This is a genomic window from Butyrivibrio sp. AE2032 (assembly GCF_000702965.1).
Map to the genome: position 1 here is coordinate 42,804 of NZ_JNLF01000007.1, position 18,652 is coordinate 61,455.

The 18,652-nt window shown below is 43.2% G+C and carries 9 protein-coding genes; 8 read left to right on the top strand and 1 reads right to left on the bottom strand.

Going from position 1 to position 18,652, the window contains the following annotated elements:
• Window positions 1-143 precede the first annotated feature (143 nt).
• Together BO18_RS33845 and BO18_RS30545 are read left to right on the top strand one after the other, a co-directional pair.
• A complete protein-coding gene (locus BO18_RS33845; protein ID WP_051689329.1) occupies window positions 144-3,632 on the top strand; it encodes a sensor domain-containing diguanylate cyclase in 3,489 nt (1,162 codons plus the stop codon).
• A 188-nt stretch (window positions 3,633-3,820) separates the two neighbouring features.
• Window positions 3,821-5,095, top strand: a complete 1,275-nt coding sequence (locus BO18_RS30545; protein ID WP_051689330.1) for a GGDEF domain-containing protein — start codon at window positions 3,821-3,823, stop codon at window positions 5,093-5,095.
• A 33-nt stretch (window positions 5,096-5,128) separates the two neighbouring features.
• Here the strand turns inward: BO18_RS30545 and BO18_RS30550 are convergent, their stop codons facing one another.
• Entirely contained in the window at window positions 5,129-6,715 is a 1,587-nt protein-coding gene (locus tag BO18_RS30550) for a PP2C family protein-serine/threonine phosphatase (RefSeq protein WP_051689331.1), read from the bottom strand.
• Window positions 6,716-6,901: 186 nt separating this feature from the next.
• Here BO18_RS30550 and BO18_RS30555 point away from each other — a divergent pair, with 186 nt between their 5' ends.
• The 6 genes from BO18_RS30555 (at window position 6,902) to BO18_RS30580 (ending at window position 18,633) form a co-directional block, all read left to right on the top strand.
• Complete coding sequence (locus BO18_RS30555; RefSeq protein WP_034452695.1) at window positions 6,902-8,179, top strand: O-acetylhomoserine aminocarboxypropyltransferase/cysteine synthase family protein; 1,278 nt, start codon at window positions 6,902-6,904, stop codon at window positions 8,177-8,179.
• A 190-nt stretch (window positions 8,180-8,369) separates the two neighbouring features.
• The gene (locus BO18_RS30560) at window positions 8,370-8,978 is read left to right on the top strand and encodes an Hpt domain-containing protein (protein ID WP_034452698.1); all 609 of its coding nucleotides are present in this window, start codon (window positions 8,370-8,372) and stop codon (window positions 8,976-8,978) included.
• A 129-nt stretch (window positions 8,979-9,107) separates the two neighbouring features.
• Window positions 9,108-11,195: an HD-GYP domain-containing protein gene (locus BO18_RS30565; RefSeq protein ID WP_242856629.1), complete on the top strand. Its 2,088-nt coding sequence runs from the start codon at window positions 9,108-9,110 to the stop codon at window positions 11,193-11,195.
• Window positions 11,196-11,206: 11 nt separating this feature from the next.
• Entirely contained in the window at window positions 11,207-15,478 is a 4,272-nt protein-coding gene (locus BO18_RS30570; protein WP_051689332.1) for a hybrid sensor histidine kinase/response regulator, read from the top strand.
• Between the two features lie 22 nt (window positions 15,479-15,500).
• Window positions 15,501-16,259, top strand: coding sequence for a response regulator (locus BO18_RS30575; RefSeq protein WP_034452703.1), 759 nt, complete (start codon window positions 15,501-15,503; stop codon window positions 16,257-16,259).
• A gap of 73 nt (window positions 16,260-16,332) precedes the next feature.
• Window positions 16,333-18,633 carry an HD-GYP domain-containing protein gene (locus BO18_RS30580; protein WP_242856630.1) on the top strand — a complete coding sequence of 767 codons (2,301 nt, stop codon included), beginning with the start codon at window positions 16,333-16,335 and terminating at the stop codon, window positions 18,631-18,633.
• Window positions 18,634-18,652 lie beyond the last annotated feature (19 nt).

An 18,652-nucleotide genomic window follows, 5' to 3' on the forward strand; every position in this document is an offset into this window, starting at 1 on the left:
CATTGGAACCGTGGAAATTAGCGGGAATTATTAACAGATTCTAACCTTTTTATTATTAATGATTGTTTGAAAAATGAGCGATAAAACGATAAAATATTAGTATGGTGAATTGTGCAAAAGCTTACTGAGTTCAGGGAACGAGAATGAAAAAATATACCTACAGCAAAGAAGAGCGGGCATTTATAGAAGGGAACTGCATCCCTTTTTCAACATATCAGTTTATAGACAACCATGTGGAAACTCTTGCAATATCCGCAGGATTTGTTGAATTGTTCAATCTGGACAATCTGGATGAGGCTTATCGAATAATGAGAAACGATATGTATCTTGATGCTCATCCGGATGACATATCCAGGATTGCAGATGCGGCAGAGCGGTTTGCATTTTCCGATGAGCCTTATGACATCCTGTTTCGAAATATGAATCGCGGAGAATACAGGGTTATCAGGGCGAAGGGGGAGCACATGTATACTCCTTCCGGAGAGCGAATCGCTGTGGTCTGGTACACGGATGAAGGGCCATACGTGGCTGATCCTGAAGGAGGCGACGATCCATTTGCCTATTCTCTTAGCAGAGTAATAAGAGATAATTCCAGAAATTATAACGAGAAATTTGATCATCTGACGGGACTTCCTCAGATGAGTTATTTCTTTGAACTGGCAGTTGCCGGGAGGGAAGAAATAGAAAAAGCCGGTGGTTTGGCTGCTATGCTGTTTTTTGACCTTAGCGGCATGAAGATATACAACCAGAAGTATGGGTTTGGTGAGGGAAATATACTGCTAAAGAAAATAGCCCGTGTTCTGGTCAGGCATTTTGGATCAAACAACTGCAGCAGATTCAATGGAGATCATTTTGCGGTTTACACCAGTCAAAGTGACTTAGAGCAGAGACTTCAGGTGGTTCTATCAGATCTGGAAGTCGTTAACGGAAGTAATTCACTTCCTGTAAGGATAGGAGTATATAGGGCAATGGATGGGGAAAACGATCCCAGTACTGCCTGTGATAGAGCCAAGATAGCCTGTGATTCTTCAAGAAACTCCTATATTTCCAGCATTAACTATTTTGATGATGAAATGCTTCACAAGGAAGAAATGAGGCAGTATGTCATTTCCAATCTTGAAAAAGCTATCAAGGAAGGCTGGATACAGGTTTATTATCAGCCTATTATCAGAGCGACCAATGGGCTGGTGAGCGATGAGGAGGCTCTTTCAAGATGGATCGATCCAGAGCGCGGTACCATTATGCCGGGGGATTTTATACCAATCCTGGAAGATACGGGACTTGCTTATAAGCTTGATCTTTTTGTCCTTGATAATGTAATCGAAAAGATGAAGATTCAGGATCGGTATGGATTTTATGTTGTTCCCCAGTCACTGAACCTTTCAAGGACTGATTTCTATGCCTGCGATATTGTGGAAGAGATTAGGAAGAGGATAGATGATGCCGGAGTTGATCACTCCAGGCTTACTATAGAGATCACAGAGTCTGTTGTGGGCAGCGACGTGGAATATATGAAGGAGCAGATTGAACGATTTCAGGCTCTTGGATTTGCTGTGTGGATGGACGACTACGGTAGTGGATACTCCTCCCCGGAACTGCTTCAGTCTATTCATTTTGACACCTTGAAGTTTGATATGCAGTATGTTCAATCTTTTGAGAATGGTGATGAGAATAAGATCATTCTTACTGAACTTATAAAGATGGCGATATCCCTTGGCATAGAGACTGTTGTAGAGGGAGTTGAGACTAAGGAACAGGTGGATTTCCTAAAGGATATAGGTTGTGCGAAACTCCAGGGCTACTATTACAGTATGCCTCTGTCACGTGAAAAACTGGTGGAGATCAGTAAGGGCGAGCCATTATTTAGCTGCGAGAATCCTGCTGAAACAGAGTATTATTCTATCATTGGTAAGATAAGCCTTTATGATATGGCAGTTACACAGGATGATGCTGAGGGTGGATTCCAAAAGAATTACTTCAATGCCCTTCCCATGGCCATCATGGAAATGAATGACACGGATCTGTGGATAGTAAGGGCTAATCAGGCCTATAAGGAGTTTTTCTCTAAAAGCTTTGATGGTGCAGATGCCAATGCAGACAGGACGAAGGATCTGGAAGAGATGCGAGAAGGCAGAGGATCTGCTTTTATCAAGGCTCTAAAGCAGTGTGCCAAAGACGGGAAAAGAGCTCTTCTGGATGAGAGGACTCCTGATGGTGGAATGAGGCACGTCTTTATAAGACGTGTTGCAATAAACCCGGTTACGGGAGTAGTGGCTTTTGCTGTGGTCCTTCTAGGAGTAGAAAAGACAGGAGATGCAAATAATTTGTCATACACCTACGTGGCGCAGACTCTGGCTTCAGATTATATCAGTCTTTACTATGTGGATTTAGATACTGATCAGTTTGTGGAATATGGTTCTACAAATGCTTATGACGACCTCGTAATTGAAAGACATGGGGTAAATTTTTTTGCCCAGTGTCACAGCGATTCTATTCTGCATATCTTTGATGAAGATAAAGAAGGTTTCTACGAGAGTTTCTTCAAGGAAAATGTAATGGATATCCTCAATCAGAAAGGTGTGTATACTCTGACCTTTAGAATTGTTAAGAAGGATGAGCCTATCTATGTACATTTGAAGGCAGTAAAGATCAAAGCTAAGGGCAATTTTGCCATAATCGGAATAAGCGACATTGATGCTCAGAAAAAACAGCAGGAGTCGTTTGAGCGGATAAAGGAAGAACAGATAACATATTCCAGGATATCTGCACTATCCGGTAATTACATTATTATTTTTACTGTTGATCCTGCTACAGGGGAGTATACAACCTACACCGTTGAACACAGCAAGCATGATCCGGGAATGCCTGAGCAGGGAGATGAGTTCCTGCATACCTTCAGAAGAGCCAGCAGGAATATGATCTATCTGGAGGACATGGAGAGGGTGCTTAATGAACTGACCATGGACAATATCCTTGCCCAGATCAGGCAGTATGGCATTTTTTCCATAACCTACAGGGATCTGCACTCCGGAGAGCCAAGGTACGTTAACTTAAGGGTTGCGCTGGTGGAAGAGAAAAATGGAAAGAGACTGCTTTTTGGTATAAGCGATGTCAATGAGCAGATGAAGAGGGAACAGGATGCTGCGGCCAAGCTTGCAGCGGCCAGGAACGAAGTAAACCGTGACGCTCTTACAGGAGTTAAGAATAAGCACGCGTACATCGACGTAGAGGCTCAGATCAACAGCATGATAGAAGAGAATAATGCTCCTGATTTTGCTGTGGCTGTCATGGATATCAATTCTCTTAAGCAGATAAATGATACTAAGGGACATCAGGCCGGGGATGAGCTCATCAAAAAAGGCTGCGATATTATCTGCAAAATATTCCGCCATAGCCCTGTATTCAGGATCGGTGGAGACGAGTTTGCTGTTATCGCCCAAGGCGGAGATTTCAAGAATATCAATAAGCTCATGGAGCTTTTAGATGAAAGCAATAAAAAGAACCTGGAAGAGGGCGATGTAGTCATAGCCGGAGGCGTTGCAAAATTCCGTAATGAGCGAAGCGTGGCGGATGTGTTCGCCAAGGCTGATGAGCTTATGTATCGCAACAAGCACCAATTAAAGAGTGGCTAAATATATAACATATATAATATATACAAAATGACCCTGAAAAGGAGCTGGAAATGTCTGCTAACAAGAAACCACTAAAACGAAGCATAATAATAGGCTGTACTGTTTTCATAGTGCTTTTATGCCTTATTCTCAGTGTGCTCACATATACTACATATACCAGGTCTTTGTATCGGTCCTATGAAGCCAGAATGACAGATATTATCGAATATGTGGAGAGCCATATAGACGTTGATGATCTGGCACAGTGCATTGACACAGGTGTTGAATCAGAGAAATTTAAAGAGATGATGACCTTCATGGATGGGATAATGGAAGACTTTGACGTCCATTATCTATATATTGTTAAGCCTGTGGAATATGAAGACTCTTATGTTATGATGAACATTTTTTCTGCAGACACTGCCCAGGGAAGACTGGAAGACCCGGATGGATATTATTTGGGAATGCTTCTCCATGACGACTATGAGCTTAAGGATGTCCTTCTTTACAAGGAGGCTATGGAAAAGGACGGAATAGTCTTTTTCAAGAATGTCAGCATCTGGGGTTATGATTACACCGGACTTCTGACACTGGTAGATAGTAAGGGTGACAGGGTTGCAGCCCTTGGCGTGGATTTTGATGTTTATGAACTGCAAAGGTCTATACGGGCATTTACTATAGTAAATGTAGCGCTTATCGTTATTATGGGATGTCTTTTCATGGGAATGTTTTTACTATGGATGAACAGGAATGTGTCAGAGCCTATTACCCGGTTGGAAAGGAGCGTTGTTGCTTTTGCATCTAGTGCCCACGACCAGAAGGATCCTGAAAAACTCAAATATGATGATCCAGATATCCACACCCAGAATGAGGTAGAGTCCCTTTCAAATGCCATGAGTCAGATGTCCTTGGATATGAAGAAATATGTTAGAAATATCCTGGATGCTGAAGGCGTTGTTGAAGATATGAAGACCAAGGTCAACCAGATGGATATGGTGGCCTATCAGGATGCTCTGACCCATGTAAAGAACAAGGCCTGGTATGATATGACTGAAGAGAGGGTCAATGGGGATATTCAGGCTGGTACAGCAAGATTTGGAATCCTCATGGCGGACCTTAATAACCTCAAGAAGATAAATGACAATTATGGCCACGATCATGGAAACGACTATATTACCGGAGCCTGCCACCATATCTGTGTGACCTATCAGCATTCGCCGGTAGTCAGGGTCGGCGGTGATGAATTTGTTGTTATCCTGGAAAACAGCGACTATGACCACAGAGAGGAGCTTTTAGCTGAGATAAAAGAGGTATTCAACAAGGCTTGTTCTGATGCCTGGAAGGATCCATGGGAGAAGTATTCCTGTGCATTTGGAATGGCTGTATATGATCAGGGAAAAGACCGGACTATGGAGGATGTCTTTAAGAGAGCAGATTCCATCATGTACAGAGATAAACAGAATTCAAAAATGGCGCGCCAGTAAGGCACGCCATTTCTTTTGGCCATATGATCATATTCATTGAGGTCCGTTATAGAAAAATGCAAGCATAGTGATATCGTCAAACTGAGAGCCTTCGCCCACAAATGCGTCGATGTCCTCTTGCATGTTTTCCAAAAGCTTTTTTGCATCTGCTTCAGGCTCCCTATTCAGGGACTGGAGCATTCTCTTTGTGCCGAAAAGCTTCATATCAAGGTTTGTTGCTTCGGTAACACCATCCGTGTAAACAAAGAAGCTGTCGCCGGGGTTCATATCAAAGGTGTGCTCTCCAAAAAGAAGTTCCTCAGAAATGGCCAGGGCAGGTGAGTGCTTATAGATAAGCAGTTCATATTCGCCACCGGCTCTTCTTATGGCAGGACACTCATGGCCTGCGTTGGAGGCCATTCCTCGGCCAGTTGAAAGTTCTATGATGCAGAACCAGACGGTTACGAAGAAATCTTCGGCGTTATTCTCGCTCAGCTGTTTATTCACATCCCTAAGGATTCTGGAGGGAGATAAGCCCTTCTTGGTCAGGGCGCTGTTTCTTATGATGGTCTTAGCTCTTGCCATGAAAAGAGCTGCCGGAACACCTTTTCCGGATACATCAGCCATGACAATTGCCAGGTGATCGTTGTCAATGAAGAAGAAATCATAGAAATCACCGCCTACTTCCTTGGCAGGAGTCATGGTGGCGTAGATATCAAGCTCTTTTCTGTCAGGGAAAGGAGGAAATACGCCGGGAAGCATGTCTGTCTGAATCTTGGAGGCAACGTCAAGTTCTGCGCTAATACGCTCTTTTTCTGCTGTTATAGTCTGGATATTGTCGATATACTTTACGATGTCTTTTTCCATCTGGAGAACTGAAGAGGCCAGTTCCTCCATCTCGTCCCCTGTCTGGATATCCTCTATGGAGGTGTCTATCTCAGCGTTGTTGGAGGCGAATTTCCGAACGTTTCGCCTTAGAACCATAAGAGGCTTTATAAGGTTCTTGCTGATGAAATACCAGTTTGAGAGGCAGAAAAGTCCAAGCAGTAACAAGGATATAGCGATCATGTTCAGGAGATAATCAATTAAGGTTGAACGGATCACTTTCATGCTGGTGTCCACAAAAAGAAGGGCGACAACAGACCCGCTGCTGTCTTTTACAGGGAGGCAGCTGGAGGTCAGATAGCCATATCTTTTTGATCTGCGGATAAGATAGCTTTCGGGACGAACACCCTCGGTATATGTCTTCCAGATTTCATCGAAAGAAGCGGATATTGGATCAGAATCCCCAATGAAAGTGCTGTTGTCGTAAACATAACGCATGGTTTTGTTTTCGTAAGGAACTACTATGTATATGTAGGCTACATCAGAGGTATCTTTCATGAAACGCAGGTACTTTTTCATGGACTTATAATAGTCGTCTTCTTTCCAGGTTCTGGTATACTCGGCAATCTTGTCGTGATCGATCTCGTTGAGGATGATATCTCCCAGAACATAGCCTTTGTCGTTATATATTTTTTCTATGGAGCGGTTAAAAATATAAGAGCCTGCAGTGCAGGATAAGACCACCAGAATAAAGGTGAATATTGCTGTTCCGATAGTGGCTTTTCTGTTGATGCCCCACTTTTTCTTTTTATCCATAAATCCCCCTAATATGTGTCATGCTCATGGTAACATTCCACAATAATTAGTATAGCATAGATTTGGTACCTTATTATTACCTGAAGTTATAGCTTGTGATAAGGTATGGCAAATTGACGGTAGGGCTCCAGGGATGATAACTTTAGTACATCAAATAGAGCTACGGCAGGTAAGGAGGAGAAATATATGGGATACAGATTTGAGACACTTCAGTTACACGTTGGACAGGAACAGCCGGATCCGGCAACAGACGCAAGAGCGGTTCCGATTTACCAGACAACTTCTTATGTATTTAGAAACAGCCAGCATGCAGCCGACAGATTTGGCCTTGCTGATGCAGGAAACATATATGGAAGACTTACAAATTCAACTCAGGATGTTCTTGAAAAGAGACTTGCAGCCCTTGAAGGCGGCACAGCAGCTCTGGCAGTTGCTTCAGGCGCAGCAGCTATCACTTATACCATTCAGGCACTGGCAGCAAACGGTGGTCACATTGTAGCACAGAAGACCATCTACGGCGGAAGCTACAACCTCCTGGCACATACACTTCCACAGTATGGCGTAACTACTACTTTCGTGGATGCTCATGATCTGTCAGAGGTTGAGGGAGCAATAAAAGACAATACAAGAGCGATCTACCTTGAGACTTTAGGAAATCCTAACAGTGATATTCCTGATATCGATGCTATCGCAGAGATTGCTCATAAGCATGGACTTCCATTGGTTATTGATAACACCTTTGGAACACCATATCTTATCAGACCAATCGAGCATGGTGCAGATATCGTGGTACACTCAGCAACAAAGTTCATCGGCGGACATGGAACAACCCTTGGTGGAGTTATTGTTGAAGCGGGAAAGTTCAACTGGAAAGCAAGTGGAAAGTATCCTAACATTGCTGATGCAAACCCAAGCTATCATGGAATCTCTTTCTATGATGCTGTAGGACCAGCAGCTTTTGTAACCTATATAAGAGCTATCCTTCTTAGAGATACAGGTGCGACTCTTTCACCGTTCAATGCATTCCTTCTTCTTCAGGGCGTTGAGACTCTTTCCCTTCGTCTTGACAGACATGCAGAGAACACAAAGAAGGTAGTAGAGTTCCTTTCAAAGCATCCAAAGGTAGAAAAGGTAAATCACCCATCACTGCCTGATCATCCTGATCATGCTCTCTATGAGAAGTACTTCCCTAACGGAGGCGCATCAATCTTTACTTTTGAGATCAAGGGTGGAAAAGACGCAGCGTGGAAGTTCATTGATAATCTGGAGATTTTCTCACTCCTTGCCAATGTTGCTGATGTAAAGAGCCTTGTAATCCATCCTGCATCAACTACTCATTCTCAGCTTAACGATGAAGAGCTTGCAGATCAGGGTATCACACAGAGCACCATCAGACTTTCAATAGGAACTGAGCACATTGATGATATTATTGCTGACCTTGAAAAGGGTTTTGCAGCTATCTGATAAAGTAATCTCATATCCGAATATTACCAGGAAGAACCGAAGGTGACTTCGGTTCTTTTTTGGCGACTTTTTGTGGGACAGATTATGATAGTGTAACCATGTAGCAAGTGTTATTATATTGTCAGAGGATTATTATGAGAGCAATATCTGAGATCCTTGAGATTGAAAGAGAGCTGATGAGGAACGTAACATGGAAATTCCTGAAAATTTAAAGTGGATAAATAAGATAGAGGAAATAGATGTTGCCGAAGGGATAAAGAACTGTGGGATGCCCCAGCATTATCACAAGTTCGTCAGGTCCTTTTACGACACTATTGAGACCAGGATTCAGGATATTCAGGATTCTTATAACTCAGACGACATCAAGGCCTATACATCAAAGGTTCATTCCCTTAAGAGTGTAGCAGGTATTATGGGGGCAAAAGAGCTTTCGGAGCTGGCCAGGGAGCTGGAAGAAGCCGGAGATTATGGTGATAGACAGTTTATAGACCAAAATACCGAAACTATCATTAATATGCTTCACGCTTTTAAAGATAAGCTTTCCCCAATTGAAATTGAAGATACGGCTGTGGGGGCGGATGATAATAAACCAATGATCTCCCCTGAAGAAATGGAAAGTGCATACAGGGCACTTGGTGATTTTGTACAGCAGATGGATTATGATGCTGCGGAAAGAGTGTTTTCCGAGCTAAACGAGTATATTCTTCCTGATAATGACAGACAGTTGATCAAAGAATTGGAAAAAATGCTCAGATCTTTTAATTGGGATGGCATGGAAAGTATGCTATCACAGCGGTAAGGGCGCTAGAAACAGGGTGCTCAATGTGATAAAATGTACATAGGTATGCGCAATATCGCATTAGGGCTATTTCTGTGGTGATTTATGACTGAACATGGATTAGACAATAGGATTAAAGGTGGGGCAAGTGTGCGAATCTGGCTTGCATTGATCGGAACTACGGTCAATGTAGTGCTTGCTTTTTGGATGAACAGATTTGGGCTTTCCCTTTATTTAGATACGATCGGTACAATTGCTGTTTCTGCCATAGGCGGCCTTTTCCCGGGAATCCTCACGGCAGTTGCTACCAACGCTCTATGCTCTCTTTTCAATAACAATGCAATATATTTTGGCTTTATCAACGCACTGATAGCTCTTTTTACTGCATGGTTTATCAGAAAATTCTCATTTAAGAAGTTTAAATATATCATATTCTTTATTCTTATAGCAGCTCTATTTAGTGGCAGTATCAGCGCTATCATAGAGTGGATTCTTTTAGATGGCGCGCAGATGGCAAAAAAGTCTGAGGCTGTGGAGCTGTTTGCATCAGCCATGGGCATTCGACAGTTCTGGGCATTTTTCATCTATAAAAATCTATTGAGTATCATCGACAAGGGAATAGCCACTATTGTAGCCTGGGTACTACTCATGATCATACCGGATTCCAGGCTGGAAGAGATAGAAAAGGGAAGCTGGAAGCAGAAGCCTCTTACGGAAGAAGATATAGCTGAGCTAAAGGCTTGGGGAAAAGAGACTAGAAGCAGGATGCGCAACAGGACGACTCTGACTATTTTTGCGACATCTCTTTTGCTGGTGATAGTGACGGGCTGGATCGGGTTTTCTCTTTATTTCCGTAATTCCAAGGAAGACAAGACGGTTGATGCTGTTAATATCCTGCGGCTTTGTGATGAAGTGATCGATCATGAAAGAATAAATGCCTATATCAGCGAAGGCGAAGCTGCAGAAGGCTATTTGGAAACCCAGAAACTTCTTAGGTCCATAAAGGAAACATCCCGAAATGTGGCAGATCTGTATTTTATCAAGTTCGATCAGGACTCCGGATGTCTTATATTTGACCTGGGGTATGACAAAGAGGAAACACCTGAAAGAGTAGTTTACGATGAGAATATCAAGGCTATATTGCCTCAGCTGCTTTCGGGGGAAAATGTAGAACCCCTTGAACATGGCAGTATTGATGGATGGATGCGATCGGTTTTCTATCCGATAAAAGATAGCAACGGAAAGGTTGCCTGCTATGCCGTGGCAGATGTTTCCATAACAAACATGCGTGAATATATGAAGATGTTCTTTATAAGGGCAACCATAATCCTTTTGGGCTTCTTTATTCTTGTCTTGGGACATAACCTGTGGGTTACTAACGTTACAATGGTTTATCCCATAAAGAGTATGGCCAAATGTGTCGACAATTTTTCGCATCTTGGATACGGACAGGAACAGCTTGATAAAAACGTTAAGAGTATTAGGGCTTTGGAAATAGAGACCCAGGATGAGGTGCAGCAGCTTTATAATTCCATCTGTAACATGACACTGAATCTGTCTGAGCAGATGCGCGATTTGAGGAGGCTTTCGGACACCACTGCTAAGATGCAGGATGGACTTATCATCACCATGGCGGACATGGTTGAAAACAGGGATTCCGATACTGGCGCACACATACAAAAGACCGCTTCCTACGTAAAGATAATAGTGGAGGGACTTAAGAAAAAGGGATATTACGCGGAGAAGATCACTCCGAAGTTTATCTCTGATGTTGTGCGCTCAGCTCCGCTACACGATATAGGAAAGATCAATATTTCAGACGCCATATTGAATAAGCCTGGAAAGCTCACTGATGAAGAATATGAGGTCATCAAGACCCACACCACAGCAGGAAAAAAGATCATGGAGGATGCTATCAGTACTGTCCAGGGTGAGAACTATCTGAAGGAAGCAAGGAATATGGCTGCCTATCATCATGAAAGATGGGATGGAAAGGGTTATCCGGAAGGGCTTCATGGGGAGGTCATTCCGCTGTCTGCGCGCATTATGGCGGTTGCTGATGTTTTTGATGCTCTTACCTCACAGAGGGTATATAAGCCGGCATTTCCACTGGATAAAGCTCTGGATATACTAAGAGAAGGCTCAGGAACCCAGTTTGATCCAAAGTGTGTTGAAGCTCTGCTTGATAATCTGCCTGAAGTAAAGGTTATTTTGAAGAAATATAACGCAAATTCTTAAAAAGGACCCGGATGCTGAAGAAAAGACATCTTTTCAACTTAATAGCAGCTTCTTTTGGGGCACTGGTATTTATGACAGCTGCCTGGGAAAACTGCGCCATATTGCAGGCTGCAGAAGGCGCTGAAACCGGTCAGGAGACAGTGGCGACTTCTACGGAGCTTCCTAAGGTTGGTGGAGGATATGCTGTGACGGGGCAGATCGGCTTGGGTGGATATGCCACAAAGATTTATGATGTCACAAATGGCCTTCCTACTTCAGATGCCAATTATATTCTGGGAGCCAGCGATGGATATGTCTGGATCGGAAGCTATGGCGGAATCATCAGATACGATGGGTCTGTATTTGAGAAGATCACCAACTCTGAAGGTCTTACCAGTGGAAGAGGGCTTTTTGAGGACAGTCGCGGAAGGATCTGGGTTGGAACAAATGATAATGGTGTGGTTGTGCTTGATGGTGAAGTTGCAACCTGGATTACATATAAGGATGGCCTGCCATCTTCTTCTATCAGGGTTTTTGCTGAAGATAACTATGGAAATGTGTTCATAGGGACCACAGCAGGAATATGCTATGCAGATTCTAATCTGAAAATACATGTTGTAAATGACAGAAGAATTAATTCAGAGAGAATTCTCAGTCTTACCAGTGATCCTGAGGGAGTAATCTACGGACAGACCAAGAATGGTCTGGTTTTTGCCATTAAGGAACAGCTGGTGATCCACTGCTACCACAGCGAGGAACTGGGTATGGCCAACAGGATCACCAATATCCAGGCTGATCCTGAGAATAAAGGCTATGTTTATATTGGTACTGAAGGCAGCGAAGTTTACTATGGTAAGTTCGGAGATACTGCAAGGGCCATGAGGCATGTGTCTGTGGCTCCGCTTAGCTCTGTAAAATGGTTGAACTATGATTGCGGAAGATTATGGGTTTCCTCTATCAGCCAGTTGGGATATCTGGATAGAAACGACAGTTTTCATCTTTTAAAGGACCTTCCCATAAATAGTGGGATAGAGATGGTAACCTCCGATTATCAGGGCAATATCTGGGTTGCATCCTCCACTCAGGGAATTATGAAAATTGTTGCCAGCAATTTCATAGATCTTTCTCAGAAGACAGACCTTCCACAGGAAGTAACCAATGCTACCTGTCTGATAGATGGTGTTCTTTACGTTGGTACGGATAGTGGACTTCGTATCATTGGGAGAAATAATAAGGTTCTGGAAAATGAGCTGACAGATTTCATCGGGAATGCAAGGGTCAGGTACCTGATGTCAGACGATGAGGGAAATCTCTGGATATCAACTTATAACAATATTCTCGGGCTTGTGCGTTATTCAAAGAATGGTGAAATTACTAATTTTACCATGGAAGAGGGCATGCCCAGTAATGAGATACGGTGTACCCTGCAAGCAGAAGATGGTTCTATTTTGGTGGGGACCAATAATGGACTTGCAAGGATCAATCGAGGACGGGTTGAGATCCTGCTTGATGCGGATCCAACTGTCAAAAACACAGTATTTATGGCAGTGGAAGAGGGGGACAACGGAGAAATATATGTTGGTACTGATGGGGATGGGATCTATGCCATCAGCAAATCCGACATTCGAAAGATTGGAAGGGATGATGGACTGACCAGCGATGTTATCCGGCGTATTAAAAGAGATGAGCAGAGAGATCTTTTCTGGATCCTGACCTCCAATTCCATAGAATACATGAAGGATGGTGTGATCACCCAGGTGACATCCTTCCCCTACAATAATAATTATGACTTTGTCTTTGATAAGAACGGGAATATGTGGATGATTTCCTCCAATGGTCTGTTTATGGTGGACGTACAGGAGATGCTCCAGGACAAGGTCACAGATTTTAAGGAGTATACTCTGGCAAATGGCATAACCAGCACTCCTACGGCCAATTCCTTTAGTTTTTTGGATGAAGACGGAAACCTTTATATGGCTGGAAGATCAGGAGTTTGCAAGGTCAATATCGATCATTTCTTTGAGGAGGATATGCTGGTTGAGACCAAGATAAAATCGGTCTATAGCGGTGAAAAAAAGATACTGCCTGATGCACAGGGAAGATATGTGCTGCCATCCTCAAGCGCTCGTGTAAAGATAGCTGTTTCGGTTCTTGACTATACTCTCACAGATCCCCCTGTAAGGATATTCATGGAGGGAGATGAACAGGACCAGATACTGGTTTCCAGGAGCGCCATTCCACAGTTGGAATACACCGGGATGAAGCATGGGGATTATAAGCTTCATGTGCAGGTGCTGGACAACACCAGGAAAAAACTGGTTGATGAAGAGGTCTTTAGGATAACCAAGAAGTCACGTCTTTTTGAGCTTATGATCGTCAGAGTTTTCACTCTTATCCTGATAGCTCTTTTGACAGGCCTTTTGGTTTGGCATGTTATGAAGAACACTGTCATCCGAAGGCAGTATAATGAGATCAAGCAGGCAAGGGATGATGCGGAGCGCGCAAATTCGGCCAAGACAAGGTTTTTGGCAAATATATCACATGAGATCCGCACACCTATCAATACAATCCTTGGTATGGATGAGATGATCATGAGAGAAGATGCCACGGACGTTCCCAAGGGATATTTCATTTCCATGATGAATTATGCCTTTGATATAAAGAATGCGTCGGATACGCTCCTTGGCCTTATCAATGATCTTCTTGATATTTCCAAGATCGAGTCAGGAAAGATGCATCTTGTGGAGCAGGAGTACGAGGTCCAGGATCTTTTAAGGTCCATTGTCTCCATGATCCGCGTAAAGAGTACAGAAAAAGAGCTGATGTTTGACGTTGTAGTTGATGAGCTGATTCCACAACGTCTGTTTGGTGATGCAGGAAAGATTAAACAGATTGTTCTTAATCTGCTGACAAATGCGGTAAAATATACTGGTAAGGGCGGAGTGGTCCTGTCTGTATCCATGGAAGAGCGAAGCGATGATCTGGCTAAGATAAGATTCTCGGTAAAAGACACAGGAATAGGCGTAAAAGCTGAGGATATGGATAAGCTCTTTACTGCTTATGAGAGACTTGATGAGCAGAAGAACAGCGGTATTCAGGGCACAGGACTTGGCCTTGATATTTCGAGAAGATTTGCTGAGCTTATGGGTGGAACACTGACCTGTGAGAGCGTTTATGGTGAGGGTTCGGATTTTATCCTTGAACTTAGTCAGAAAATAGTTGATGCTACTCCTATAGGTCTTTTCGTTGAGCACGATGATTCCACTGCAAAGGGGCCGTATGTTCCGCAGTTTGTTGCGCCTGATGCAGATGTACTGGTGGTTGATGACAATCCTATGAACCTTAGCGTTATTAAGGGCCTTTTGAAGGCTACGAAGATATTCGTGACCACAGCCTCAAGCGGAGAGGAATGTCTTGAAAAGATGAAGACCACAAAGTTCAATGTGGTTCTTCTTGACCATATGATGCCCGGTATGGACGGTATAGAGACTGTTGGGCATATTCGTGAGACTGATCCGGATATTCCGGTATATGCACTGACAGCTAACGCCACCAGCGGAGAAGAGTTCTACAAATCCAAGGGATTTACGGGATATCTGTCTAAACCTATCGACAGCTATGCCCTTGAAAAAGCCATTATGCGCCATCTTCCGGAAGAGATCATGTTTAAGCCAAAGAGAGAAGATGCAGTGGCAGAAATGGAGAGCATCCCCGAAGAACTTGGCTGGATCCGTGATGTTGAAGGAATTGATGTGGACGAAGGAATAAAGAATTCTGGCGGAATTTCGCAGTTTATATTCTCGCTGAAACTCTTCCTCGAGACCATAGAAGGAAACAGCAAGGTAATTAGTGATGCCTATGAGGCAGGGGATATAAGGCTGTACACCATCAAGGTCCACGCTCTTAAGAGTTCCTGTAGGATCATCGGTGCTACGAAGCTTTCAAAGCTTGCTGAAAGCCTGGAGGATGCCGGAAATAAAGATAATAAAGAATTTATCGATATGTATACAGATGAACTGTTAACGGGGTATGCTGAATTTAAGTCAAAGCTTGCAGGTCTGGATGAAGGCGCAGCAGAAGATGATGATTCAGATAAAAAAGAAATCTCTGAGGATGAGCTTCAGGATGCGTATGGGGCATTAAAAGATGTGGTTCCACAGATGGATTATGATGCTGTGGAGATGATCCTTGGACAGCTTAATGAGTATAAGCTTCCAAAGGAGGAAAAGGAGAAGGTTGCCCAGCTTTCGAAGATGTTAAAAGTATTTGATTGGGAAGGAATGGAAGAGCTGATAAATCAGTAATGCTTCTATAAAAGGAGAGAATATGCCGGATAATCGAATGATCGTGGTAGGAGAAAAAGAATCTTTTTTGGTAAGGGTGCTGGTGGGAAAAGCCCAGGATGCCAGGATTGGCTGCGAATACGTTCCCTGTACTGTGGATGCTATCAGCAAAAAACTCGAAGGAGTTACACTGATCACCCTGTATATGGATGATTCTGAGATCCTTCAGGATGATGTCATTCATTACCTGGTGGATACCATGGAAGAAAAGGGTATACAGATGATCATTATTGGTGAACAGAGAGATCTGGAGCTTATGGGTGGCCAGATTCCTGAGCACCTGATCTATAAGATATTCCCCCGGCCGGTGGATAACGCTGGTTATGTTAAAACTGTCACTGAGTTTTTTGACAAAGTACAAAAGGGTGAATTCAAAAAGAGCATTCTGGTGGTGGATGATGACCCCAGTTATCTTGGCCTTGTAAGGGAGTGGCTTAAGGATGATTATAAGGTATTTATGGCAAACTCCGGGCTTCAGGCTATTAAGTGGCTGGGTAAAAACAGTGTAGATCTTATCCTGTTAGATCACGAAATGCCTGTTACAACAGGACCACAGGTGCTTGAAATGCTCCGAAGCGATGAGGAGACCAAGTCCATTCCGGTCATGTTCCTTACAGGAAAGAGCGATAAAGAGAGCGTTATGAAGGTGGTTGCACTAAAACCTGAGGGATATTTTCTTAAGAATATCCAGAGAGAAGAGCTTTTGGAGAAGCTTGAGGAGTTCTTTATTTTGCACAGATAAAGGGTAGCCAATGTATGAATTTATAAGGACATACCAACTTAATATCATGCTCCTTTTATGCGGAGCCTGTGGTATGATGGCAATTCTTTTGCTGCTGACCAGGTTTCTTGATAACAAGAGAAAGTGGTCTCTTTTCCTTATGGAAGTTGTTGCCTTTTTCCTCTTGTGGTACGACAGGCTGGCATATATCTATGCCGGAGATCCCAGCCGTAAAGGTTACTTTATGGTCAGGATCAGTAATTTTCTTGTGTTTTTCCTGACTTCCGGAGTCGTTTTTTCTTTTAATCTTTATCTGATTAACCTTTTCAACAGTACAGGAGATAAGGTTCCCGCGAAACGTCTGAATCTGGTGGCAGCTGTGTCGGCTATGGGCATGTTTCTGTCAATTGTTGCTGCCTTCACCGGGCTTTACTATTATTTTGATGAAAACAACGTTTATCACAGGGGTCAGGGCTTTTTGATCGCCTACGTTATTCCCATTATCTGCCCGATCATCCAGTACACTGTTATCAGGCAGTATAAAAAATCTCTTAGTAAGCTGATCTACATATCCCTGGTGCTCTATATTTTTGTTCCCATAGGCTGTGGACTTCTTCAGATATACTTCTACGGGATCTCCATTGTAAATATGGCTATGGTGGCAGTTTCAGTCAGTCTGTACATTTTTACATATCTTGATATCAATGATACCGTGGAACGAGCCCATGAGATAGAGATCCGAAACATGCAGGGCGTGCAAAAGAGGATGAAGAGGCTTTTTGATCAGACTGCCAAAGCCTTTGTTTCCGCTGTTGAGATGAAGGATGACTTTACAAAGGGCAATGCTGTGAAGGTGGCTGAGTATGCCAGGAAGATCACTGAGCGTTGCGGATTGGGTGAAGAGTACTGTGATGCGGCATATTATGCAGCGCTTCTACACGATGTAGGACTTATTGGTATTCCCGATTCGGTAATTAAGAATGAAGAAGATCCTGATAAATGGGATATTGAAGCCTTCCGTCAAAAGCCAATCATGGGAAAAGAGATCCTTTCTAATATACCGGAGTATCCGTTTTTGAGCACTGCTGCTCATTACAGTCACGAGAGATATAACGGAACCGGTTATCCTGAGGGGCTTAAAGGGGAGGAAATACCCGAGATTGCCAGAATAGTAGCGGTTGCGGATGCTTATGTGACCATGACCTCTAAAAAGAGATATCGTGATGCAAGACCTGATTTTGTTGCCAGGGAAGCATTTATCAAGGGCGCCGGAGTTGAGTTTGATCCTGAGTTTGCAGGACTTATGGTCAAGATAATTGATGAGGAATCCAGGCAAAAGAGCCATGACGATATCTCAGCAGTTGAAAAAGAGCTTAGCTGCGGCGAATACAGAGATGCTATTTCCCTTGGGATTCCTGTAAACGGAAATATAACAAAGATAAGGTTCAGGTGCGATATTTCTCCGGATATGAATAATGGCTTTAGCGAGCCGGCAATAGTTCTTTTTGACTCTTATGATCGTCGTGTTCATACAGATGAGAAGACTATCAAGGCTTATCATTATCAGGAGTACGGAGAGATCTGGTTTGACGATCACAGCATAACCACGGCGGCCAGAAAGATCCAAGAGACGAAGCTTGATGAGGCTGCAGGCTATGAGAAGCTTGAGCCTGATGAGTATGAGATCATTGCAGCAAAGTACGATGATCACCTGAAACTCATTATCAGAGGGCCTGAATATGAAAAAGAAGATATCATAGCCCTTACAGATGGTTCAACCTCAGTTTATATAGGTATTACCGGAGAGAACTGCCATATCAGCAACATCTCAATAGAATTGACCGGCGAAGTGGCTGATGCGAAGTATATTCCGCGAATTTCTGACGAAATAAGCTACATTGACCACATGGAATCTGACATAAAGAATATTCAGATCAGTCAGACCCGTTCGGCTGCAACAGATGGAATTGAGATCAAGAATAAGCTCAAGATCAACTTCCATAGTATGAGCCTTCCGGTTGCCAGCTTTATCTGGCATTGTCCATATATTGTGATCTATTCTTCCGATAATGGTCAGGTTTATGGGGATAATTACCACGAATATGCCCTGATCAAGATCAATGGTGAGAACGAGATAAAGGATAAGTACGCTGAGAACCGGTTTGTTATGAAGAAAAAAGAGGACTTCCCTGGATGGGAGGCCTGGAAAGAGAGTAATAAAGAGGGTGTAGAGTGTCAGGTAAATATGGAGAAAAAGGGGAACACCATATTTACCACCACTGAAAATCTTGGGGTTTACATTGAGAATACGACAGTGATAAATGAAAATCCCGGAAAAGTCTACGTGGCACTTACGGGAGACAGATGTGCACTTACGGATATAAGGGTTAAGTAAATCATTTTGACGTAATTGT